At 62.3% G+C, this 22,858-nt stretch carries 23 protein-coding genes; 13 read left to right on the top strand and 10 right to left on the bottom strand.

What is annotated here, in order from left to right:
- Positions 1-244 precede the first annotated feature (244 nt).
- The 3 genes from MEU52_RS20935 to MEU52_RS20925 all read right to left on the bottom strand — a co-directional run bounded on the left by MEU52_RS20935 (position 245) and on the right by MEU52_RS20925 (position 3,669).
- The gene (locus MEU52_RS20935) at positions 245-1,729 is read right to left on the bottom strand and encodes a hypothetical protein (RefSeq protein ID WP_238123822.1); all 1,485 of its coding nucleotides are present in this window, start codon (positions 1,727-1,729) and stop codon (positions 245-247) included.
- On the bottom strand, positions 1,726-2,718 hold the full coding sequence (locus tag MEU52_RS20930; RefSeq protein WP_238123823.1) for a nucleoid-associated protein: 993 nt from the start codon (positions 2,716-2,718) through the stop codon (positions 1,726-1,728). Before MEU52_RS20930 ends, MEU52_RS20935 begins: the two co-directional genes overlap by 4 nt.
- 318 nt (positions 2,719-3,036) lie before the next feature.
- Positions 3,037-3,669: a tyrosine-type recombinase/integrase gene (locus tag MEU52_RS20925; protein ID WP_238123824.1), complete on the bottom strand. Its 633-nt coding sequence runs from the start codon at positions 3,667-3,669 to the stop codon at positions 3,037-3,039.
- A gap of 390 nt (positions 3,670-4,059) precedes the next feature.
- On the opposite strand from MEU52_RS20925, the gene MEU52_RS20920 reads away from it, so the two are divergent.
- From MEU52_RS20920 to MEU52_RS20860, 13 genes are all read left to right on the top strand, one after another.
- Positions 4,060-4,818 (top strand): DUF5131 family protein, encoded by a 759-nt coding sequence (locus MEU52_RS20920; RefSeq protein ID WP_238123825.1) that lies wholly within the window; start codon positions 4,060-4,062, stop codon positions 4,816-4,818.
- 42 nt (positions 4,819-4,860) lie between these two features.
- Positions 4,861-6,126: a three-Cys-motif partner protein TcmP gene (locus MEU52_RS20915; protein ID WP_238123826.1), complete on the top strand. Its 1,266-nt coding sequence runs from the start codon at positions 4,861-4,863 to the stop codon at positions 6,124-6,126.
- Between the two features lie 304 nt (positions 6,127-6,430).
- Entirely contained in the window at positions 6,431-7,417 is a 987-nt protein-coding gene (trbB, locus tag MEU52_RS20910; protein WP_238123827.1) for a P-type conjugative transfer ATPase TrbB, read from the top strand.
- 29 nt (positions 7,418-7,446) lie between these two features.
- Positions 7,447-7,746 (top strand): TrbC/VirB2 family protein, encoded by a 300-nt coding sequence (locus tag MEU52_RS20905; protein WP_238123856.1) that lies wholly within the window; start codon positions 7,447-7,449, stop codon positions 7,744-7,746.
- Positions 7,746-8,018 (top strand): VirB3 family type IV secretion system protein, encoded by a 273-nt coding sequence (locus MEU52_RS20900; RefSeq protein WP_238123828.1) that lies wholly within the window; start codon positions 7,746-7,748, stop codon positions 8,016-8,018. The genes MEU52_RS20905 and MEU52_RS20900 overlap by 1 nt, the downstream gene beginning before the upstream one ends.
- A gap of 14 nt (positions 8,019-8,032) precedes the next feature.
- Positions 8,033-10,462, top strand: a complete 2,430-nt coding sequence (trbE, locus tag MEU52_RS20895; protein WP_238123829.1) for a conjugal transfer protein TrbE — start codon at positions 8,033-8,035, stop codon at positions 10,460-10,462.
- Positions 10,459-11,193: a P-type conjugative transfer protein TrbJ gene (trbJ, locus tag MEU52_RS20890; protein ID WP_238123830.1), complete on the top strand. Its 735-nt coding sequence runs from the start codon at positions 10,459-10,461 to the stop codon at positions 11,191-11,193. The genes trbE and trbJ overlap by 4 nt, the downstream gene beginning before the upstream one ends.
- Positions 11,194-11,202: 9 nt before the next feature.
- Positions 11,203-11,463, top strand: coding sequence for a putative entry exclusion protein TrbK-alt (gene trbK-alt, locus MEU52_RS20885; RefSeq protein ID WP_238123831.1), 261 nt, complete (start codon positions 11,203-11,205; stop codon positions 11,461-11,463).
- Positions 11,460-12,767 (top strand): P-type conjugative transfer protein TrbL, encoded by a 1,308-nt coding sequence (gene trbL, locus MEU52_RS20880; protein WP_238123832.1) that lies wholly within the window; start codon positions 11,460-11,462, stop codon positions 12,765-12,767. The genes trbK-alt and trbL overlap by 4 nt, the downstream gene beginning before the upstream one ends.
- Entirely contained in the window at positions 12,764-13,453 is a 690-nt protein-coding gene (trbF, locus tag MEU52_RS20875; protein WP_238123833.1) for a conjugal transfer protein TrbF, read from the top strand. The genes trbL and trbF overlap by 4 nt, the downstream gene beginning before the upstream one ends.
- On the top strand, positions 13,450-14,502 hold the full coding sequence (gene trbG / locus MEU52_RS20870) for a P-type conjugative transfer protein TrbG (RefSeq protein ID WP_238123834.1): 1,053 nt from the start codon (positions 13,450-13,452) through the stop codon (positions 14,500-14,502). Before trbF ends, trbG begins: the two co-directional genes overlap by 4 nt.
- Positions 14,499-15,746, top strand: coding sequence for a TrbI/VirB10 family protein (locus tag MEU52_RS20865; RefSeq protein WP_238123835.1), 1,248 nt, complete (start codon positions 14,499-14,501; stop codon positions 15,744-15,746). Before trbG ends, MEU52_RS20865 begins: the two co-directional genes overlap by 4 nt.
- 1 nt (position 15,747) lies before the next feature.
- Positions 15,748-15,969, top strand: a complete 222-nt coding sequence (locus MEU52_RS20860) for a DUF2274 domain-containing protein (protein ID WP_012112629.1) — start codon at positions 15,748-15,750, stop codon at positions 15,967-15,969.
- 22 nt (positions 15,970-15,991) lie between these two features.
- Here MEU52_RS20860 and MEU52_RS20855 read toward each other — a convergent pair whose 3' ends face one another.
- The 7 genes from MEU52_RS20855 to MEU52_RS20825 form a co-directional block, all read right to left on the bottom strand.
- The gene (locus MEU52_RS20855; RefSeq protein WP_012112630.1) at positions 15,992-16,909 is read right to left on the bottom strand and encodes a LysR family transcriptional regulator; all 918 of its coding nucleotides are present in this window, start codon (positions 16,907-16,909) and stop codon (positions 15,992-15,994) included.
- Between the two features lie 119 nt (positions 16,910-17,028).
- Entirely contained in the window at positions 17,029-19,536 is a 2,508-nt protein-coding gene (locus MEU52_RS20850) for a heavy metal translocating P-type ATPase (protein WP_238123836.1), read from the bottom strand.
- A gap of 522 nt (positions 19,537-20,058) precedes the next feature.
- The gene (locus MEU52_RS20845; RefSeq protein WP_393990513.1) at positions 20,059-20,373 is read right to left on the bottom strand and encodes a TFIIB-type zinc ribbon-containing protein; all 315 of its coding nucleotides are present in this window, start codon (positions 20,371-20,373) and stop codon (positions 20,059-20,061) included.
- 526 nt (positions 20,374-20,899) lie between these two features.
- Positions 20,900-21,361: a hypothetical protein gene (locus MEU52_RS20840; RefSeq protein WP_198139188.1), complete on the bottom strand. Its 462-nt coding sequence runs from the start codon at positions 21,359-21,361 to the stop codon at positions 20,900-20,902.
- A gap of 94 nt (positions 21,362-21,455) precedes the next feature.
- Entirely contained in the window at positions 21,456-21,707 is a 252-nt protein-coding gene (locus MEU52_RS20835; RefSeq protein ID WP_238123837.1) for a hypothetical protein, read from the bottom strand.
- A 421-nt stretch (positions 21,708-22,128) separates the two neighbouring features.
- Positions 22,129-22,431, bottom strand: coding sequence for a hypothetical protein (locus MEU52_RS20830; protein ID WP_238123838.1), 303 nt, complete (start codon positions 22,429-22,431; stop codon positions 22,129-22,131).
- A gap of 11 nt (positions 22,432-22,442) precedes the next feature.
- Positions 22,443-22,838 (bottom strand): hypothetical protein, encoded by a 396-nt coding sequence (locus MEU52_RS20825; RefSeq protein ID WP_012112635.1) that lies wholly within the window; start codon positions 22,836-22,838, stop codon positions 22,443-22,445.
- Positions 22,839-22,858 lie beyond the last annotated feature (20 nt).

Raw genomic sequence — 22,858 nt, 5'->3', positions numbered from 1 at the left:
GCTCCGATGGATGGCATCCCGCCGCATTGACGCGAGAGAGGGCGATGCTGCCATTACCTCTGGAGTGCGCCAGAAGCAGAAGTTCGCTGCGGTGAGGACGAAGGGCCGGTTTGGGGCCGGGAGCGGACTGTCCGGTTCTGGCCGAGAAACTGAGAAAGCGGACGTTCGGTCAACGACCCCATGGCCGTCATTGGAGATCCGCGTAAGTTCTGTCTGATATTGGAGCGGACATATCGGGCCAGGCTTATGAAGGTTTTGGTGTAGATGGGGGCGAAGACGGTAAAATCGGAGCAGATTTAAACCGATCCCACAGGTCGCCAATTGAACGCCAAGCGTCTGACAGCAGGGCGAGGATAAAACCCGCTACCGCCTTCACTTCGGCGGGATACACTACCCATAAGAGTGCACCAATCAGCACAATATAGACTGCGAATACCGGGACAACTGATAATCGATAAACCCATCGAGCGCGAGAGACTGGTCGGATCACCAGTTCAACCCACTGCTTCTCGGACATGAAGGCGTAAAGGCGCTGCCGCCATTGCGCGCGCACTTGCTTGGCGAGGACATCAAATCGCCAATTGGAAAGCACCGTGGTCAGCAAGCTCGCAAACAGCAGAGCCGCCGCACCCAACGAGGCAATGTTCATCGCAGAGGAGTTGGTTGTAGCCGAACGCAAAGCAAATGCCGCACCCGCGATGGCTGAATCTCGCCAAAGAGCAGACAAAAGATCGCGCGTGGCTGTCTGCGATCGCGCAACGTCTTCCTGCAGGGCCTTCCGGAGATCGCCTAAAGATTTGATTGCTTCCTTGCTGTCGTCTTGCAGGTGGAAAGCAAAGGCCTCTCGAGCGCTGGCCAACGCGTGGTCCAACACGCCTGCAAGACCCATGGGCCACTTGGCCTTCTCCGGCCAGTACAACGCCAAGTGGTTGTTGAGCAGGTGGAACTTCGTCTCGGTGTCACGCCGTTGATCGTAGACCCACCGGACCGCTTCCGTGACAATGTCAAAAAGCTGAGATTGCGGCTTGGTGAGATCGACATCAGCGAAGGCAGATCTGGCGCCCTTCAGCACGACCTGTCTAGCCTCATCAGAGGCTCGAATTTCGGTTGGCAGGCAAAAAATCAGGTTCCTGACGGCAGCTTCTTTCCAAGAGGCTAAAACACCGGAACTCTCATCACCTGGAATCATAAGGTACCAGGGTCTGATGTCAGTTGGAGCCAACAGATAGCTCTGGTCCCGAACCAACCGTCGTGGGCTGTCAAAGGTGTCTTCGAAGTGCTTGTGTTCGATCGCGCTCCCCCAGGGCGAATAGACGCATGATCTCGTAGAAAAGGGCAAAAAGTCTTCGGCGATCCAGATTTTGCGAACGCCACGCATGAACTCTGCATCACTGAGGGCGGCCTCGAAGCCTCTTCGAGTGACAAAATACGCCGCCTCCGCTTCGATGTTCTTCGTCAGACGAACGGCAACAGCTTCGCCCTCTATGCTCGACACGTCCCCATTTGCGAGGTCAACTTCCCCGCTGATGCTCCCAAACACAGCCAGCTTTCCTCGCTTGGCCTTGGCCAGCGCTGAGGCCAATTCAGAAATCCGTTTGAAGTCCACAGCGGTGATTTTCGGGACCTGATCGACTCGGCAGACCGAATTCGTCTCGGCAAAGATCGCATCTTTCGATGCGGCCATTCGCTGAAACAGGACACCGAGTTCGATCATCTCATCGAGCGTCATAGGTTCGTCAATCGGCTGGTCGTGATGGTGATGACGGTACCCGCTTCAGTCGTCTTCGTTTTCACGGTATCTGAAGCCTGCTCCGGCACATCGATCTTCACACCTTCAGCAGTCTTATACTTCTGTGGACGCTGCTTTTTTACTGCACCTTTGTCGAACTTGAAGACCTCGCCTTCCATGCCCTTTTTGGCCAAACCTTTGTCGAAGCTGGCCCTCACTGCAGCGCTGCCATGTGCGCCGAAAAATTCTGCGAAGAACTCGGCGGCATCGAACTTATCGCGCTTCTGAACCGTGTCGTAGTACCGATCACGCACATTCTGCGTGATATCGTTCGGCAGGTCGCTTTGATGCTTTTTGACCACCTCAACGACCAGTTCCTCGACAGCTTGAGTCATTTGCTTGTCATCGAAGAGGCGCTTGCATGCAAGAAATCCACGGAAGAAGTCGGTGATCTCGTGACGAACGGTTTTGTCTACAACAACGATGTTGTCATCGTCATCGCCATCGACAAGCTCGATTAAGGCAGACTTTTGCAGAGCGTCAGCCGATTTCGTGAACGAATTCGCGATTGCCTTCAGGATCGCCTTTGCATCGTCGGTAATATCATAAGTGACTGCCTCTTCATGGTCGTATTTCAGCACGGACAACAGCTTGCGCTGCCCGGTGACGAGCGTCATCAAGATCATCACGCCTGGCTTGATGCGCTTATCCCTGCCAGCGTGAAATGTCTGCGCGAGCGTCTTTGACACCGGTACGAACTGGCTTTCGTCATCCAGGACCTGCCTCAGCAGTGTCCTGGTTATGGAACCGTCGGCGAAGGTGAACCGGTTTCCTCGTAACGTCTCCATCGCCCTCTCGAGGAAGAAATCCTCGAATTCCCCTATGGGCGTCTCATCAAGCAAGATCGGCTCATCGTTACGATGATGAACGACATGAAAGATGAACTTGTCGATCGAGAGATTTTCGATCTCTTCTTCTGAGAGCTGCAATTGCTTTCCCCCAATGAAATCACACGGAGCGCAAGCTACAGATTCCGCTCAGAAACGCAATTCGTTTGCGTTTTGTTCTATCATGGGCCGGAGGCGCTGTGAAGGCTTCTGACAGGCTCGCCAGGGCAGGAAATTTGCGTTAGCGCGCGGTCCAGCTGAGCCAGCAAAAGCGCTGGTCTTTCCGTCCGCTTGTGACGGTAGGCCGTCGGAGGCGCCTCAAAAGCAGCCAGCCCGCTCTCCACCCCAAGATCGACATGCAGGCAACATATCCTGCGCGTCAAAGCGGCCATCCGGGCCTGCTCGGATGGCCGCCCGACGTCAGATTTCTGTCCGCTCTGCCAGCAGCAGTGCGTCCTCCACGTCGACACCAAGATATCGGACGGTGTTCTCAATCTTGGAGTGACCGAGCAAGATCTGGATGGCGCGGATGTTGCCCGTCGCCTTGTAGATCATGGACGCCTTCGTGCGACGGAGCGAGTGCGTGCCATACTCCTCTTGGCGCAGGCCGATCGCGGTCACCCATTCGTTAACGAGGCGAGCATACTGCCTTGTGCTCATGTGGTGCGAATGATCGATCCGACTCGGAAAGGCATAATCCTCGACGGTGCCACCGCGCCGTTCCAGCCAGGCCAGCAGGCTCGCTCTCACGTCGCTGGTGATCTCGAACTGGACGGGCCGCCCCGTCTTCTGCTGGACGACGATCGCGCGAGTCCTAATCCCCGGACCGGCGACCACATCACGGATCTTGATCTTGACCAGGTCGCAGCCGCGAAGCTTGCTGTCGATGGCCAGATCGAACAGCGCACGGTCACGAATGCGTCTTTCGCGATCGAGGAAGAATCGAATTGCCCAGATCTGTTTCTGAGTGAGAGGGCGCTTGGTGCCGACCAGCTTTCCGGCATTCCAAGCTGCACGCTCGCGGCTGGCATCGTCAAATTGAGAATGGCCCATGTGAGTTCTCTCTGGCCTTGATTGGCCGAGGGAGAAACATCAAGGGCCCCTTCCGCAAAAGGGGGCCGGTAGCTAACTGGCCGCTTTTGGTTCTGAAGTATCAATAGCGGACTGTTCGAATTCACGCGCCGTCCGCAAGTGGGGCGTAGATCCCGCCCCACCTAATACCCTGACAAATGCCAGTGTGGATCAAGGATCAGTACTGCCCGCGAAGTCAGAGGTTCACGAGTGCCACCAAGACCCGCGGGAAGGCTATAGAGATGGACGACCTTCTGCTCGGCATCGACGCCTGACGCTTCCAAAGGCGGAAATCCCGATGACTCATCGAAGCCTGATTGGCATGGTTTGTTTACGCCAAGTGACCCATGATGAGGAGAGGAGACAGCTCGAATGGCCGAAACCTCAATCGAATGGACCGATGTGACTTGGAACCCGGTAGCGGGATGTACCATCGCTACGGCTGGTTGCACCAACTGCTATGCCATGCGTATGGCGGCGCGGCTCGAAGCAATGGGCGTGGACAAGTACATCGGGACCACGCGCAAAAGCGGCGGACGAGCAAAGTGGACGGGCCAAATTGTTTTGGACCCGCAGGCGCTGACAATACCCATGACGTGGAAACGGCCCCGTAAGGTCTTCGTCAACTCCATGTCCGATCTCTTCCACCCTGATGTGCCAGCAGATTTCATCGCACAAGTTTGGGCCACTATGGCAGCCACGCCACATCACACCTATCAAATATTGACCAAGCGACCTGAGCGGATGACGGAAGTCCTATCGGTGGCCGAATTCGCCGTACTCCCCAATGTTTGGCTCGGCACCAGCGTCGAAGACAGTCGCGTTGTGCATCGCCTCGACAGCCTCCGTCAGGTACCCGCTGCGGTCAGGTTCGTATCCTTCGAGCCACTGATTGGATCTGTCTCCGGTGCTGAGCTGCTCGACATCCACTGGGCGATTATCGGCGGAGAGTCCGGGCCTGATGCGCGCCCAATGGACCCGACTTGGGTCGATGAGATCCACGACGCCTGCCGTCGGGCGGGTACAGCTTTCTTCTTCAAGCAGTGGGGGGGCAGGAACAAGAAGGCCACCGGCAGGACCTATCGCGATCAAACGTGGGATGAACTACCGAGATTTAGTCCCACTTGCTAACCGGTAGTTTTCGTGGAGTTATGCGCAATCTGGGGGCAACGCATGGCAAAAGACGGCTTTCGATGGGTAGTTGGTCAATCAGCGCCGAAGATCGAGTGCCATAGCAATGCCAAGCTCGACCTGCTTGCAGCCTATCTAGATCGGTACTTTGAGACCGTCGCTTCTCAGCCCCAGATCGACAATATCGCCATTACATTGGTCGACGGGTTTTCCGGGGGCGGCAAGTATCAGCTTTTCGGGGAAGAACGTCCCGGCTCGCCACTGGTGCTCCTGGAGGCGGTTAAACGGGCCGAACGCCTTCTCAACGAAAGCAGGCGAAAACCCCTGATCCTTGATGCGAAGTTCTACTTCATCGACGCCAATAAGGATGCAGTAGATTATTTGCGTCAGACCCTCACCGACAAGGGCTATGGCGACGACATTAACTCCGGCCGTATTATAATTCTCCCCGGCGAGTTCGAGGCTTTGTGGGTAGATGTCCTAAATGGAATTCGTTCTCGCCAACGCGCTGGTCGGTCTCTCTTCGTTTTGGACCAGAAGGGGTGGAATCAAGTCCAGTTCGCTACCATCCGGACCATTCTTAGAGATTTGCCGAAGGCCGAAGTGTTGCTGACCTTCGCGGTCGACTGGTTGCTGTCCTACCTCAATGAGGGGCCGGCGTTCGCGAGCGCCATGGCGAAAATAGGTATTCAGGGTCAGCAGCTTGCAGAGTATATCGAAGCCCGCGGAGAAGCGGGCTATCAGTACGTCATTCCTCGCCTACTCGCGAGGGACATCCAGCAATTGACCGGCGCGCCGTTTTTCACGCCGTTCTTTTTGAGGTCGCAGCAAGCCGGTCGCCACTTGTGGCTCGTCCACCTATCGAAAATCGTCACCGCGAGAAATGTGATGGTTGAGAGCCACTGGACCGTGGGAAACACGTCGCTTCACCGCGGCACCGCAGGTCTGAACATGCTTGGCTTTGACCCGCACTGGGCGGACGGCGTCGCCTTCGACTTCGGTTTCGACGCCCAGGCCCAAGCCGACATCAATACGGCGATTATTGACCAGTTGCCGCACCGGGTCGAAGCCCTTGAACGGCGATGCGTTCCAACCGTGGGTCACCTCATCGAGGAAATCGCAAACGACACCGCTGCTACCCGAGACCAGATGGAGGCCAGCATCATGCTGCTCTGTCAGGAACGTCAGATCGATTTGGTGAGCGCTGCAGGTTCGCAGCGGAGGCCGGGCGCAAAACCAGCGCCCGGCAATTTCATAAGGCTATCGCGGCAATTGCTCATACCCGGTATCGCAATGCCGTCGAGATAAAGCCTTTGGGCGCGGGGCAACGTTAGTTGCACAGACCGCTTTCGGGCACAGCCATAAGGGTGACGAACGACCGGGATGGGGGCGCAAAGCCGACGTCGCTGCAAGCGACGTCGAGGGGCCTCTATGGGTCAACAGCGCTATTTTCCTGACCACGGTGATGTCAGAGCTATTGGCCCTTTTGCCTGTCTTTTCACGCCACACTGCGATGGCTCATTCCTGTTGTTGAATCTCCCCCAATTCCCCCTTCTTTAATCATCCCCGTCCGGGAAGCCCTTGCATCGCGCCCGGCCACGGCGGGGATGACATGGCGGCTTCAGCTTACAGTTCGGAAGGCCTGACGCGCGGCGTGCGTATGTTGCGCACCGCACTCGGCCCGGTGATCTCCCGTCTTCTCGATGATCCCACTGTCGTCGAGGTCATGCTCAATCCGGACGGTCGCCTCTGGGTTGACCGGCTGTCCGAAGGCCTCGGCGCTACGGGCGAGCGGCTATCACCCTCTGACGGCGAGCGCATCATCCGCCTCGTCGCGCACCATATCGGGGCTGAGGTCCATGCCGGTGCCCCGCGGCTCTCCGCCGAGCTGCCCAGGACGGGAGAACGCTTCGAGGGACTGCTCCCGCCCGTCGTAGCGGCTCCAACCTTCGCCATCCGCAAGCCCGCCGTCGCCGTGTTCACGCTCGACGACTACGTGGCCTCCGACATTATGTCTGCGGCGCAAGCCGAGGCCCTACGCAAGGGCGTGGCATCCCGCGCCAACATCCTGGTGGCGGGCGGCACCTCCACCGGCAAGACCACCCTTACCAATGCCCTCCTCGCCGAGGTGGCCAAGACCTCCGAGCGTGTCATCCTGATCGAGGACACACGTGAGCTTCAGTGCGCTGCGCCCAATCTCGTAGCTCTGCGCACCAAGGACGGCGTCGCCTCGCTCTCGGATCTGATCCGCTCGTCGCTCCGCATGCGTCCGGACCGCATTCCCATCGGCGAGGTGCGCGGTGCGGAAGCCCTGGACCTGCTGAAGGCGTGGGGCACGGGCCATCCCGGTGGGATCGGCACCATTCACGCCGGCAGCGCTATGGGCGCCCTGCGACGGCTCGAGCAGCTCATCCAGGAAGCCGTCGTCAGCGTCCCCCGCGCACTGCTCGCCGAGACCATCAACCTGATCGCCGTGCTGTCGGGCCGCGGTGCCGCACGCCGGCTCACCGAACTCGCCCACGTCGAAGGGCTTGGCCCTGACGGTGACTACCGGATCTCGCCCGCGATCTCTCCCACCGAAGAAGGAACCTCCCTGTGAAGACAAGCTTTGTCTCTCGCCATCGCCGCCTGCTGCGAACCGCCGTGGTGGTCGTCGCCTTCGCCTGCGCGGTATCCGCTGCCCATGCCTCTGGTTCTTCCATGCCGTGGGAGACACCGTTGCAGTCGATCCTGGAGTCCATCCAGGGGCCGGTGGCCAAGATCGTGGCGGTGATCATCATCATCTCGACCGGCTTGGCGCTCGCCTTCGGCGACACCTCGGGCGGGTTCCGACGGCTGATCCAGATCGTGTTCGGCCTCTCCATCGCCTTCGCCGCCTCCAGCTTCTTCCTTTCCTTCTTCTCCTTCAGCGGCGGGGCGCTGGTCTGATGGCGAGCGATGCGGGCGAGGTGCCGGGGTTCTCCGTTCCGGTCCACCGAGCGCTCAGTGAGCCGATCCTGCTCGGCGGCGCGCCGCGGGCGCTGGCCATCTTCAACGGCACGCTCGCCGGCGCCGTCGGACTGGGGCTCCGGCTCTGGCTCGTGGGCCTTGCCCTCTGGGCGATCGGCCACCTCGCCGCCGTCTGGGCTGGCAAGCGCGATCCGCTCTTCGTCGACGTGGTGCGCCGGCATCTGCGCATCCCCTCCCACCTGTCAGTCTGAGGAGGGGACGCACCATGATGAACCTTGCCGAGTATCGCGGACACGGGAGCCGGCTCGCAGACTATCTGCCTTGGGCGGCCCTGGTCGGCCCTGGCACCATCCTCAACAAGGACGGCAGCTTCCAGCGCACCGCGCGCTTCCGCGGGCCGGACCTCGATTCCGCGGTGCCTGCTGAGCTGGTGGCGGTGGCGGGTCGCCTCAACAGCACCTTCCGCCGCCTCGGCTCCGGCTGGGCACTGTTCGTGGAAGCCCAGCGGCACGAGGCGGGAGCCTATCCCGAGAGCCTGTTTCCCGATCCTGCTTCCGCGTTGGTGGATGCCGAGCGGAAGGCCGGGTTCGCCGAGGCCGGAATCCATTTCGAGTCGAGCTACTTTCTCACCTTCGCTTGGCTCCCCCCGGCGGAGGATGCCGCGCGGGCGGAGAGCTGGCTCTATGAGGGGCGTGGGGACGAGGGTGTCGATCCCCGCGAAGCATTAGATGGCTTCGTCGATCGCACGGACCGCGTCCTGAGGCTGGTCGAAGCCTTCATGCCTGAGTGTCGCTGGCTCGATGACACGGAGACCCTGACCTATCTGCACGGATGTGTCTCGACCCGGCACCAGCGGGTGCGTGTCCCCGAAACGCCCATGTATCTGGACGCGCTCCTCGCCGATCAGCCACTGACCGGCGGGCTCGAGCCCATGCTCGGGGACCAGCACCTGCGCGTGCTCACTATCGTCGGCTTTCCCACGGCAACCACGCCCGGGATCCTCGACGATCTCAACCGGCTGGCCTTTCCCTATCGCTGGTCAACCCGCGCCATCCTCCTCGACAAGACCGACGCCACCAGGCTCCTCACGAAGATCCGCCGGCAGTGGTTCGCCAAGCGCAAGTCCATCGCCGCCATCCTTAAGGAGGTGATGACCAACGAAGCGTCGGTACTGGTGGATTCGGATGCCGCCAACAAGGCGGAGGACGCAGATCTCGCCTTGCAGGAGCTCGGCGCCGACCATGCCGGCATCGCCTATGTCACCGCCACAGTGACGGTCTGGGACGCCGATCCCCGCATCGCGGACGAGAAGCTCCGGCAGGTGGAGAAGGTGATCCAGGGCCGGGACTTCACGGCCATGGTGGAGACCCTCAATGCAGTGGAGGCCTGGCTGGGCAGCCTGCCGGGACACGTCTACGCCAATGTCCGCCAGCCGCCCGTCTCCACCCTCAACCTCGCCCACATGATCCCTCTCTCCGCAGTCTGGGCGGGCGACGAGCAGGACACGCATTTTGCCGCGCCGCCGCTGTTCTACGGCAAGACGGAAGGCGCCACCCCCTTCCGCTTCTCCCTCCATGTGGGGGATGTGGGCCACACGTTGGTGGCGGGGCCGACCGGCGCCGGCAAGTCGGTGCTGCTGTCACTCATGGCGCTGCAGTTCCGGCGCTATGCCGGAGCCCAGGTGTTCGCCTTCGACTTCGGCGGCAGCATCCGGGCGGCGGCCCTCACCATGGGCGGCGACTGGCATGATCTCGGTGGAGGTCTCGCGGAGGACAGCATCGCCCTCCAGCCGCTATCACGCGTGGACGAGCTGCGCGAGCGAACTTGGGCGGCCGACTGGATCGTGGCGATCCTCGCCCGCGAAGGTGTCTCCACTGCCCCGGAGGTGAAGGAGCACATCTGGTCGGCGCTCTCCTCGCTCGCCTCCGCTCCCATCGAAGAGCGGACGCTCACCGGCCTTGCCGTCCTTCTCCAGTCCAATGCCCTCAAGCAGGCGCTGCGCCCCTATTGCATCGGCGGTGCCCATGGCCGGCTGCTTGATGCCGAGACCGAACATCTGGGGCAGGCCTCCGTCCAGGCCTTCGAGACCGAGGGGCTGATCGGCACCAGCGCCGCCCCGGCGGTGCTCTCCTATCTCTTCCACCGCATCGAGGACCGGCTCGACGGGTCTCCCACCCTCCTCATCATCGACGAGGGGTGGCTCGCCCTCGATGACCACGGCTTCGCCGGGCAGTTGCGGGAATGGCTCAAGACCCTGCGCAAGAAGAACGCCAGCGTGGTGTTCGCCACGCAGTCTCTGTCCGATATCGATGGCTCGGCCATCGCCCCCGCCATCATCGAGAGCAGCCAGACCAGGCTACTTCTCCCGAACGAGCGGGCGGTGGAACCCCAGATCACGGCTATCTACCGCCGCTTCGGCCTTAACGACCGACAGATCGAGATCCTCGCCCGGGCGACGCCAAAGCGGGACTATTACTGCCAATCCCGGCGCGGCAACCGCCTCTTTGAGCTCGGGCTCTCGCAGGTGGCGCTCGCTTTATGCGCCACTTCATCCAAGACCGACCAGGCTGCGCTCTCGCAGGTGTTGGCCGAGCACGGGGGCGATGGCTTCCTCGCCGCCTGGCTGCGGTACCGCGGCCTCGGCTGGGCGGCCGACCTCATCCCCACCCTCGACAATCTGGAGACACCCTCATGATCCGCCACTCTTTGCGGGCGGCGCTCGTCTCCGCGCCGCTCCTCTTATGCCCGCTGGCGCCGGCTGCCGCGCAGTACGTCGTCTACGACCCCTCCAACTATGCCCAGAACGTCCTTCAGGCCGCTCGGGCGCTGCAGCAGGTCACCAACCAGATCACCTCCCTGCAGAACGAAGCACAGATGCTGATCAACCAGGCCCGCAACCTCGCGAGTCTGCCATACTCCTCCCTCAGCGCGCTCCAGCAGTCCGCCCAGCGTACCCAGCAACTGCTCGGGCAGGCCCAGAAGATCGCCTATGACGTCAGCGCCATCGATCAGGCCTTCCAGAGTCAATACGGCTCCGTCTCCCTGAGCACTTCGGATGCACAACTCGTCTCCCAGGCGAAGACGCGGTGGGAGACCACGCTCGCCGGCCTTCAGGATGCGATGCGGGTGCAGGCCGGTGTCGTCGGCAATCTCGACACCAACCGGACGCAGTCCTCCACATTGGTGGACCAGAGCCAGGCGGCAACCGGCGCGCTGCAGGCCATGCAGGCCGGCAACCAGCTTCAGGCGCTCCAGGCCCAGCAGCTCTCCGACCTCACCGCCGTGGTCACGGCCAACGGCCGAGCGCAGGCTCTGTCGGAAGCCGAGCGGGCAACTGCGGTGTCGGAAGGGCAGGAGCGCTACCGGCGCTTCTCCACCGGGTCGAGCTATCAGCCCGCCGCCGTCACCATGTTCCACGGCAAGTGAGGCGTGGCCATGGACCGGGACACCGCGCTTCGAACCCTCATCGTCGCCGGCCTCGTGGGCGCAGTGCTGGCTGCGCTCGCTGCCGCCGCAGGTCGACGACCGGAGCCCAACGTCGTCGCAAGAGGGAGGATCGCGCCCGTCTCGTCGGTAGATCTCAAGAGCTGCGCCCAGATCGAGACGGCCGACCCCATCGATCCGCGCTGCGCCGCGCTCTGGGAGCAGAACCGCCGCCGCTTCTTCGGCGAGTCCGTTGAGGGAGTGATCCGATGAACGACGTAGGGGTCATCGACACCTTCCTCAACACCTTCACCAGCTACATCGATTCCGGCTTCGGCCTGATCAAGGGAGACGTGACGGGCCTCTCTTCCATTCTGATCGCCCTCGACATCACGCTCGCCGGCCTGTTCTGGGCCTGGGGTGCCGACGAGGATGTGATGCGCCGGCTGGTCAAGAAGACCCTCGCCATCGGCTTCTTCGCCTGGATCATCGGCAACTTCAATTCCCTGGCCCAGATCGCCTTCGAGAGCTTCGCCGGGCTCGGCCTCAAGGCCGGCGGGTCGACCATCAGCACGGCGGACTTCCTGCGGCCGGGGCGTCTTGCGGAAGTGGGGCTCTCGGCCGGCCAGCCGCTGCTCGATGCGGCAAGCCAGCTCACCGGGCCAGTGGCGATCTTCGTCAATGCCGTGCAGATCGCCGTGCTGCTGATCTCTTGGCTCCTGATCCTGATCGCCTTCTTCATCCTGGCGGTGCAGCTCTTCGTCACCCTTATCGAGTTCAAGCTGACGACGCTGGTGGGCTTCGTGCTCATCCCCTTCGCTTTCTTCGGCAAGACCGCCTTCCTCGCCGAGAAGGTGCTCGGCAATATCGTCGCCTCGGGCGTGAAAGTGATGGTGCTTGCCGTCATCGTCGGCATTGGCTCAACGCTGTTTTCCCAATTCGCCTCCAGTTATGGCGATGCCCAGCCGACCATCAGCCAGGCCCTGTCCGCTGTCCTGGCCGCGCTGGCGCTCTTGGGCCTCGGCATCTTCGGTCCCGGAATCGCGACGGGACTGATCACGGGCGCGCCCCAGCTCGGGGCCGGCGCTGCCGTGGGGGCCGGGCTTGCCGCGGGTGGTGTCGCGCTCGCAGGCCTCGGTGCCGCGGGCCTCGCCGCTCGCGGGGCTGGCGCGGCACTCTCCGCGACCGCTGCCGCCGCACAAGCGGGGGCGGGTCTCGCTGGAAGTGCGGCATCCGCGTACGGCGCCGGCGCTGCTGGCCAGTCGGGTCTTTCCGGTGTCGCAGGTGGCCTTGGCGGCATGGCGAGGGCGGCCGGTGCGGCAGCGACATCTCCCCTGAGGCGCTCCGCTGACGCAGCTGGCGAGACGGCATCCGCCGCCGCCGGCCCGAGTTCCGCGCCGTCGAGCGCTCCTGCTCCGACCGCCACCTCCACCAGTGATGCCCCCGATTGGGCCCGGCACATGCGGCGCTCCCAGCAGATGTCCCATGGGGTCCAGGCCGCCACTCATGCGGTGCGGTCCGGCGACAGCCATGGCGGCGGATCGTCCATCTCCCTCTCTGAAAGCGATCGTCCATGACCCCGTTCAAGCGACCTGCGGTTCATTACGGCCGCGCACCCGAGCCCGAGACGCCCTATCAGCGCGCGGCTCAGGTCTGGGACAATCGCATCGGTTCCGCCCGGGTCCAGGCGAAGAACTGGCGCCTCATGGCCTTCGGCTGCCTTGCCCTCTCGGCCGGCCTCTCTGGCGCCTTGGCCTGGCAGGCCCTGAGCGGCTCGGTGGTGCCGTGGGTCGTGCAGGTGGACAAGCTCGGACAGGCGCAAGCCGTGGCGCCCGCCGCCGCGGACTTCCGCCCGTCCGATCCCCAGATCGCCTTCCACCTCGCCCGCTTCATCGAGGAGGTGCGCGGTATCTCCGCCGATCCTGTCATCGTGCGGCAGAACTGGCTGAGGGCTTACGCCTACACGACCCAGGCCGGCGCCATCGCCCTCAACGATTACGCCCGCGCCGACGATCCCTTCGCCCGGGTCGGCAAGCAGCAGGTGGTGGTGGAGGTCTCGAGCGTGATCCGCGCCTCGCCGGAGTCCTTCCGCATCGCCTGGACTGAGCGCCGTTACCAGGACGGCAGCCTCGCCGACACCGCCCGCTGGAGCGCCATCCTCACCGTCGTGGTGCAGGCGCCGCGGGATGCCGAGCGCCTACGAGCCAATCCCCTCGGGATCTACGTCAACGCCATCAACTGGTCGAAGGAGCTCGCCCAATGACGCCTGCCATCCGTACATCCGCGAGGCCGGCGCGCCGTGGCCTCTCTTTTCCGGCTTTCCGTAAGTCCGGCTTGCCGCTTCTGCTGCTTTGCACGTCTGCGCTCGCCGGCTGCGCCACCTTCGAGAAGCCGCCCGAGATCGCCTATGACGATGCACCGCCTGCCGTCTTCAAGGCCGAGCCGCCGGGGCCGGTGCGTATTGTCGAGCTGCCGAAGCCTCTGCCTCTACCGGGCCAATTGAAGCCGGTGGGCAGGGACGGGAAGGCGGAACCGGAGCCGGCCGATCCGCAGGCCCGCGTCAAGCAGGCCAATGCGGCCGCCCGCGTTCAGCCGGTACGCAATGGCTTCATCAATTCCATGCAGGTCTATCCCTTCGTGGAGGGTGCCCTCTATCAGGTCTATGCCGCGCCTGGGCAGGTCACCGACATCGCACTACAGCCCGGTGAGCAACTGGTGGGCTCGGGGCCGGTGGCCGCCGGCGATACGGTGCGCTGGATCATCGGCGACACTGAGAGCGGAGCAGGGGCTGCCAAGCAGGTCCATATCCTGGTGAAGCCGACGCGGCCCGACCTCACCACCAACCTCGTCATCAACACCAATCTGCGCACCTATCACATGGAGCTGCGCTCCACCGAGAAGACCTACATGGCCTCGGTCTCCTGGCAATATCCCCAGGACCAGCTCATCGCCCTGCGGCGTCAGAATGCCGAGGCCCAGGCGGTACAGCCCGCCGCCACCGGCATCGACCTCACGCGGGTGAACTTCCGCTACGAGGTCTCGGGCGACCGGGCGCCGTGGCGGCCGCTGCGGGCCTTCGACGACGGCCAGCAGGTGTTCATCGAGTTTCCGCGCGGCATCGGCCAGGGCGAGATGCCGCCGCTCTTCGTGGTGGGCCCCGAGGGCGACACCTCCGAGCTCGTGAACTATCGCGTGCGCGGCACCTACATGATCGTCGATCGCCTCTTCGCCGCAGCCGAGCTGCGCTTTGGCGCCGACAAGGACCAGAAGCGTGTGCGCATCTCCCGCACCGACGGGAGACCTGTCCTATGAACGGCATCGACCCCGGGAAGGAGAAAAGGCCGGGGCGAACCGGCGACGACGGCGCTCGGCCGCTGGCGGGGGAGGCGGCTGCGGCCATGCGGCTGAGACCGGAGCCGCCGCGGGTGACCCGCCTTTCCCGCAAGGTGTTGGCCGGGTTGGGGCTCGTCGCGGGCCTTGGGATCGGCGGCGCGCTGATCTACGCCCTCCAGGCCCGCAAGGACCACGGGCCGGGCCAGGAGCTCTACGCCACCGACGTCAAGGCGACGCCCGACGGGCTCGCCGGCTTGCCGAAGGATTACACCAGCATCCCGAAGCTGGGGCCGCCGCTGCCCGGCGACCTCGGCCGGCCCATCCTCAATGCGCAGACTGCGGCGCAACCGCCGATGCCGACTATGGCAGGCATGCCCAATCCTGCCCTCAGTCCCGATGAGCAGCGCCAGCAGCAGGAAAGCGAGGCGGCGCGGACGGGACGGCTGTTCGCCCAGACCAACTCGCGGCCTGCGAGCACCGTCGTGGCGCAACAGGTGGATGCGGCCTCGGTGACCACTGCGGCGTCTGTCCCCGACCTCGCATCCCTCGGCCTTGGTCCGCAAGCGGCGACACCAACGGCCCAGGAGCGGCAGCTCGCCTTCCTTAACCAGGCAGTCGACCGGCGCACCGTGTCGCCAGATCGCGTCGCGGCTCCGGCCTCGCCCAATAGCCTGCAGGCCGGCGCGGTCATTCCCGCAGCGCTGATCACCGGCATCCGCTCCGATCTGCCGGGTCAGATCACCGCCCAGGTCACTGAGAACGTCCATGACAGCCCGACCGGCCGGATCCTCCTGATCCCCCAGGGCACCCGCATCATTGGCCAGTACGACAATGGCGTAGGTTTCGGACAGCGCCGGGTGCTGCTCGTCTGGAACCGCCTCATCTTCCCCAATGGCCGCTCCATCGTGCTGGAGCGCCAGCCCGGAGCTGACGTTGAGGGCTATGCCGGGCTCGAAGATGGCGTCGACTATCACTGGGGCGAGCTATTCAAGGCGGCAGCGCTCTCCACCATCCTGAGCGTCGGGGCGAGTGCTGGCACGTCAGGCAGCGATAGCGACCTCGCTAGCGCTCTACGCGAGGGAGCTTCCGACAGCATCAGCCAGACTGGCCGCCAGATCGTCCAGCGCCAGCTCAACATCGCACCGACGCTCACCGTCCGGCCGGGATATCCGGTGCGGGTCATCGTCACGCGCGACCTCGTTCTCGAACCCTATGGAGGCTGACATGCCGAAGCTGAAGCTCAGCGAGATCCTCGACGAGAAGCCGGTGAAGGTGACCGTCGAACTGCCGGCGAAGCTGCATCGCGATCTTGTCGCCTATGCACGGGTGCTGGGCGGAGAGACAGGAAGCCCAATCGCAGACCCGCTCAAGCTGATCGTGCCCATGCTGGAGCGCTTCATTGTGACGGACCGCGGCTTTATGAGAGTACGTCGCGCAGCCCGGTGAAGCATTGTGTTTTTCATTTCAGTCAGCTTCGATCCGAGTGCTGAGCCATGCTTCGAGCAAGACTGAGCAGCGCCCGAAATGCGGGATTGTCGTTTCGTCGCGAGAAGAGCACCGAGAAGGGTAGAGTTTCGCCCGCGATAGGACGGTAGACGACACCTGGGACCGAGATCACGGTTTCAGACTGGGTGGCGGGCGCCACCCCGCGCCCCGACGCCACAAGTCCCAACAAGCTGGAGCGGCCTATCCGTTGTGCATTGATGAGCGGGCGACGACCGAGAACAGCTAAGCGCCTTCTGAGATATTCCCGCACCTCGCCCCCTGAACCTTCGATCCGCACAAGAAATCTCTCATCAACGAGATCCTGCCATGTGACCTCTTCATTGCGAGTCAATGGATGGCCTTCCGGAAAGGCGATAAAGACCGTCTCGGTCCAAAGATGAAGAGAGTCGCATTCCGCCCACTGGAATCGACCGATGACGAATGCCGCGTCGATGTCAAAGCTCCGAATGGAGGCAGCGTGTTCATTGGCCTCGGCGTCAACAAATTCGATATGTACGCTTGAATGATGTACATCATACGCGCGAAACAGATCTCCCATAAAACCAGAAGCCAGGGTTGAGAAAATGCCTATCCTTAAGATCCCGTTTTCCGAACGTCCAATTGCCGCGACCTCTTCCCAGCCTTTCTGAAGTTGCACAAGTGCCTGACGTGCGCGGTGAAGAAAGCATTGTCCTGCCAACGTAAGAGTCACACCACTGGGGTGCCGGAGAAATAACGAGGCCCCGAGCTGATCCTCCAGGTCTCGCACCGATCGGCTGACCGTCGATTCCTGCAAACCCAGCACCTCCGCAGCGCGCCGAAGGCTTCCTGCCTCTGCAGCGGTGATAAAATGACGTAAATGTCTCATGCTCCCGGAGGTTTTTGGCGGATTATTATTCATTGATCAGACATCCACAAAAAATTACTATATAATATAATTTTACATATTCCTGTTTTCAACGCGATTCGCGTATAATTTTATCACGTTAATTATAGTATTTCAATATTTTATATACGTATTCAGTCCCCTGGATCGCTGTATCTCAACAGGCGCAAGGCATTGAATACGACCACAAGCGTGGAGCCTTCGTGCGCTGCGACGGCAGGTCCGATGCCCAGGCCGAAAATAGTTGCGGGAACCAGCAAGGCCACAACGCCGAGGCTGATGAACACGTTTTGCAGGATGATCGCGCGGGTGTGGCGGCTGAGCCCGACCGCAAAAGGCAGGTGCCTCAGATCATCGGCCATGAGCGCGACATCTGCTGTTTCCAAGGCTACGTCGGAGCCGGCGGCACCCATTGCGATACCGACTGTGGCATTGGCCATGGCCGGTGCGTCGTTCACTCCGTCGCCGACCATCGCGACCTTCGCCTCATCTCGCAGCGCCTGGACGGCCTTGACCTTGCCTTCGGGCATCAGGTCGCCCCAAGCTTCGTCCACGCCCACATCCCGGCCGATGGCTTGCGCCACCTTCTGGTGGTCGCCGGATATCATGATCATCCGCGTCATGCCGAGTTTGCGGAGACGCTTCAGCGCGAACTTTGCTTCAGGCCTCAGGGCATCCATCAGGCCGATAGCGCCCAGGTCCCGGTCTCCAAGCCGCACGATCATCGTGGTGCGGCCTTCTTCCCTTAGCTTCTCAATCGCCTGAGCCATCACGGGGCTCAGAGGTGCCACGCCTTCGCCCCCGAACATCTCCGCTTTGCCGATCCATGCGCGCTGGCCAGCGAACGTCGCGGTCACCCCACGTCCGATCAGGTTTTCGAGATCACTCGCCTCACCGATGTCACGCCCTTCGAGCCGCTTGCGCCCGTCGCGGGCGATGGCAGCGGCGAGAGGATGGTCGCTGAGAGCCTCTACTGCCACGGCCACAATGAGTAGGTCCTCAACGGAAACACCGGGGGCAGGGATCACGTCGGTGATCTGCGGTCTGCCTTCCGTCAATGTTCCGGTCTTGTCGAAAGCGATGGCTTGGAGGGAGCCGAGATTCTCCAACGGCGCGCCTCCCTTCACCAGCACGCCGCCGCGTGCGGCCCGTGCAACACCCGAGAGCACGGCACTCGGGGTGGCAATGGCGAGTGCGCAGGGGCTCGCCGCAACCAGGACAGCCATCGCACGGTAGAAGCTGGCACTGAAGGGTTCGTCCACCACCACCCACGCAAACAGCAGCAGGACGGCAAGTCCCAGGACTATTGGCACGAAGACCCGCTCAAACTTCTCGGTGAAGCGTTGTGTCGGGGATTTTTGGGTCTCCGCCTCACTCACCATTTTCACGACCTTGGCGAGCGCCGTGTCTTCCGACAGGCGAGTGACCTCTACCTCAATCGCTCCCGCGCCGTTGATTGTTCCAGCGAAGACGCGCGAGCTGGCCCCAACAGCATCCGGGCGCTCGCGTGCTTCCGCCACATCCTCTACCGGGCGCTTGTCCACGGGAATGCTCTCACCCGTGACCGGGGCCTGGTTGATGGCGGAGGAGCCCGTCACGACAAAGCCGTCCGCTGGCAACCGCGCGTTGGGTCGCACGATCACCACATCGCCGATCAGGAGATCCTCGACAGGCAGTTCGATGCTTCCCCCATCGCGCCGGACGATTGCGGTTCGCGGCGCAAGTTCCGCCAGCGCAGCGATGGCCTGCTTCGCGCGGCCCATGGCATAATGCTCCAGCGCATGGCCGAGACTGAACAGGAAGAGCAGCAGCGCACCTTCAGCAAATGCCCCGAGCGACGCCGCGCCTGCGGCTGCCACGAGCATGAGGGAATCGATCTCGAACTTGCGCAGGCGCAGGTTGTCCACAGCCTCCCGCACCGTGTAGAAGCCGCCGAAGACGTATGCTGCGATGAAACAGGCGTCGGGAAGCCAGCCCGGAGCAGCGGTAATCAGGTTTGCGATGGCAACACCGATCGCCAGCAGCGCGCCGCAGGCCAGGGAAAAGATCAACTCTGTATTGGGCCCGAGAAAGCCGCCATGAGCATGGTCATGCTCAGCCTCTGCGTCCCCATGCTTAGCGTTGGCATGCTCATGACTGCCTGCACCGTGTTCGTGGTCAGGGCGGGAATCCAGCTTTGCATGCTGGCTCCCCGCGGCAGGGTCTCCCACTACGGTGACTTCCATTTCAGCGAGGGCTTTTCTGATCTCATCCTCTGTTGCCGTCTCGCGGTCGAATTCAATACGCACGACGCCGGAAGCGCTCGCTTCCACTTCCAGCACGCCGGGCAGCCTGCGCAGGCTTTCGGCAACGGTGCGCGCGCGCCGTTCGTGGGTAATCCCGTCCACCTGCCAGCTCGCGTGGCCGAACCGTGCGGTAAGGCGCGCTCCGGCACCTTCGGCCAATTCCCGAATGCGGGACAAAGCTATGACCGCCGCGTCGTAGTGAACGCAAAGCTGGGCCGGTTCTCCGGCAGCGACATGCACATACGCAATGCCCTCGCGTCCCTGCAGCTCGGAAATCAGCCGGGCCACACAGGCGTCGGCAGCATCGCGCACCTTCGGCAGCAGGATCGGAATGTCCAATCGAAGCTTTTCAGTCATGCTCTTGAGACCTCATATTTTTCCGTATATATTTCACATCTCAAATACAAGTAAGTGTCGCATCATATTTATTTTCATAATTTTATATAAATTCTTATTTTTCTGGTGAGATGGATTTTAAAAAATATAAATTAAAATGTTATTAAATAGTGGATCTGCCGTTACATTATGACGAATGCTCGTGAGCGATATCGTTATTCAGATTGATTGTGAAAATAATTGAATGTGGCGGATCGACGATCATTCTGCCGTTCTGAATATATATCGTATGTTGTAAATACAGTTCACTCGCGTCTCGCGCGACCTCGCGAGGGCTGCTCGTATTGGTCCGTCAAGGGGGCGGTTATCGACGAAGCTCACTTCCCAAACCAAGTCCTCCAACACCGCGTCGAGTTCGTAGGAGAGCGTTTCCACGCTCTCCTGCTCGTTAAAGGTTGGCACGACGGCCCGCAGCTCCGGCGCCACATACGCCGGCAAGTGCTTGGAAGTGCACGACAGGGCGCGTTGCCCACGCATCGTACGCTAATCGAAGAGGCGGCCAAGAAAACCACGCTTGTGCCCGCCGTGCTCGCGCGAACTGCCGTGTGAATCGTGACTCGAACCGTGATGCTTCGAACCGTGAGCGCCTGGGGCTGGCGAATAGCCGCCTGGGGTCTGCCCCCACGGCATCGGCGCGCTGGGCTGCCCGGCCGTCGAACTCGGAGGCGCATTGGTGGGCGTGCTCGACGTCACCGTCGCAATGCTTCTTTCTACAATCCTGTCCAATTCTCCACGATCAAGCCAGATTCCGCGGCATCTCGGGCAATAGTCGATCTCGACGTTCTGCCGCTCGGTCATGACAAGATCGGTGCGGCAGACAGGGCAAAGCAGCCCCTGAGCTGAAGGTTCAATCATTGTTACGCTCCGCAGTTTGTCTTCCGGTTTTCGGGGGGGCGCCGGAGCCTGACCCATCTAGTTACTAGAGAGGCAAGACAGATCGTCGCCGAATTGAACCAATTCGCAGCGTCTTCGTGATGGGGTCCTCTGCTGGAGAAGAACTGCATCGTGAGTGTTTCGTGGAGAGGGAGAGGGAGAGGGAGAGGGAGTGGGAGTGGGAGAAATGAAGTCGTTGCGTCCCCGCGAGTCCCCGAGCCGTGGCGCTATCCAGGCGCAGATCGGATCGGCCAAGTTTTGCAAAGAGATCGGAATGTCCAGACGATGCCTCAGTGTCATCATCTGGGATCTCTCTCTCACGCTGCCCCTCCAAAGCGGAGCAGGCCTTTCCGGCGTGACGGGCGCGAAATCTCCAGCTCTTGACGTGTAGACGGTTAGAGCTTCCGAAGCGGATTGCGAGGCGGCGAAGCCACCCATAATCGAAGACACATCAAAAATCCTTCTCGATCAAAGGAATCGATCCCTTGAGCTGGCTGATCGCCATTTGCAGCTTTGATGTAATCGTCCTGAAAAACATTCCGCTCTGTCGGCACTTTTGGAAATTTTCTTCGGTTTTATGTTTCAGCGCCTCGCCAGTCGCCTGTCCGATGGAACTCATCTCGAGCCACGCCTGATCTATATCGATGCCGACCGAACGGGCGGAAGCGTCCGCCGCGCGCAGGACCTTCTGGGCTTCCGCGAAGCTGAGCGTCGGCTTAAATCTGGGGTCCGACTGCTCCTCAGCTGCCTCCGTGCAGGCCCGGATGGCAAAATACATTGCGTAGAGGAACTTCAGGTGCGCCGTGGCCTGCGCCCGTAGGTCCGCAGGAGCCGGCTGAGTGGCGGAACTGGCTGCCGCCCACGCCGGCGCCACGTCGGAAGCGCCTGCGGTGACCGCAAGGAGCGTGGCCAAGACCAAAAATATCCTCATGCTTTGATCTCGCAGCTGTTGGTCATCCAAGGGTGAGAGGGGCGGAGGACGCCCCTCTCGGTTCATGCCTTCGGCATTACTGCTGCGCGCCGGAGGCGGTGCTGATCGTCCTGCCCGTCGAGTTGCCCGTGGTGCTCTGGGCATCGGTTGGCTGAAGCCGCGGCGGCCTCACTCCGCTTTCGGCCCGTCCGCTTGGATAGTTGTTCTTCTGGGCGTCGAAGAATTCGTGCCGCTCCTGCTCCTCTGCGCTCAGCGTCGAGGAATAGGGCTCGGCCGAAGCCACGACCGGGAGAAGGGCGAAACCCAGGGCGATGACGTAACGCTTCATGATTGAACCTCGAATGTTGGATATCGTCTTGAACTGTTCATGTCGTTTCAACATTCAGGCTCGGGGTGGAGGCGGATCCACCTCCGGGGCGACGCCTCTCATCATGCGCTCCCCGCGCAACCACATGCCCCTCGAATCCCACCGGACCGGCCAGCTTGACGCCGCCGTCACGGCGAGATGCGGGCAGGCATGGCACTCGCACCGCACCAGCGCGCAGACCGGCTGCCCGGAGGACGAATCCCGTTCCTCGTGATGCGCAGAATCGGTCAGGCTCGCGCCGGCCACAGGCTGCGCATAAAGGCCATCGCCGATGCCGAGCGGCGCCAGGCACACCCCCACCGCGAGCAGGAGACGCAGCAGGGCAAGTCGTAGCAGCCTGCTCATCTGATCGCTCGCGCCAGCCGGTTGAGTGCTCGCGTCTTCATTGAGACGCGCCTCGTAGTGGACTCTGGTCGACCGGAGGCCGGCTGTCTTGCGCAGCCATGCTCGTACTGTCCTTGTTCCCATTCATGTCATTGCGACCAGCCGCGTTAGTGAGCGTGCTGCGACCGTGGGGAGCGGGATGGGACAGACCCAACTGCACGTCACGGAACTCGTGGCGCTGCTTCTCGCGGTAGGTCTTCGGCTGCGGGTCGAGCGCAAAGGCGGCGCTTGCCGGCAGCGTGAGAGCGGCGAGAGTGCTGAGCAGCACGATACGCTGCCGTAGGATGCGTGTTCCAGCCATGGGACCTCTCCTTAGTGGGTGGTGAACTTGGCCTGGCCGGATTTTCCGGCGGCGGTCTTGAGCACCAGCGTGACGGCGGTGCCGGCCGCGATGGGCGCGCCCGCCTCGCCGACGAGGGTCTCGCCCGCAGGCTTCAGCGCGACCGTCTGGCGCGCGCCGCCGAGGACCAGCATGGCCGAGCCGGTGAAGCCGGCGGTGTCCACGCCCTTTCCAGCGCCGTCGAGCACATGAACCGTCAGCGTCTTGCCCGAAACCTCGATTTCGGCGTGCACGCCCGCGATATCCTCCAGCGCGCCGCCGTGGGGTCCCTTCTGGGCGCCGTGGGCGTGGCCGCTTTCGGCGGGGGCCTGGGCGAGCGCGGGGGCCGCGGCCAGAAGGCTGGCCGCGATGATGAGAGGCTTCAACATGACTTGGTCTCCGTTCTTGA

It is taken from the genome of Xanthobacter sp. NM-25 (genome assembly GCF_022138605.1).
In the GTDB taxonomy this organism is placed as follows: domain Bacteria; phylum Pseudomonadota; class Alphaproteobacteria; order Rhizobiales; family Xanthobacteraceae; genus Xanthobacter.
The sequence above is the reverse complement of the archived record's forward strand: the minus strand, read 5'-3'. Positions and strand labels throughout refer to the sequence as shown.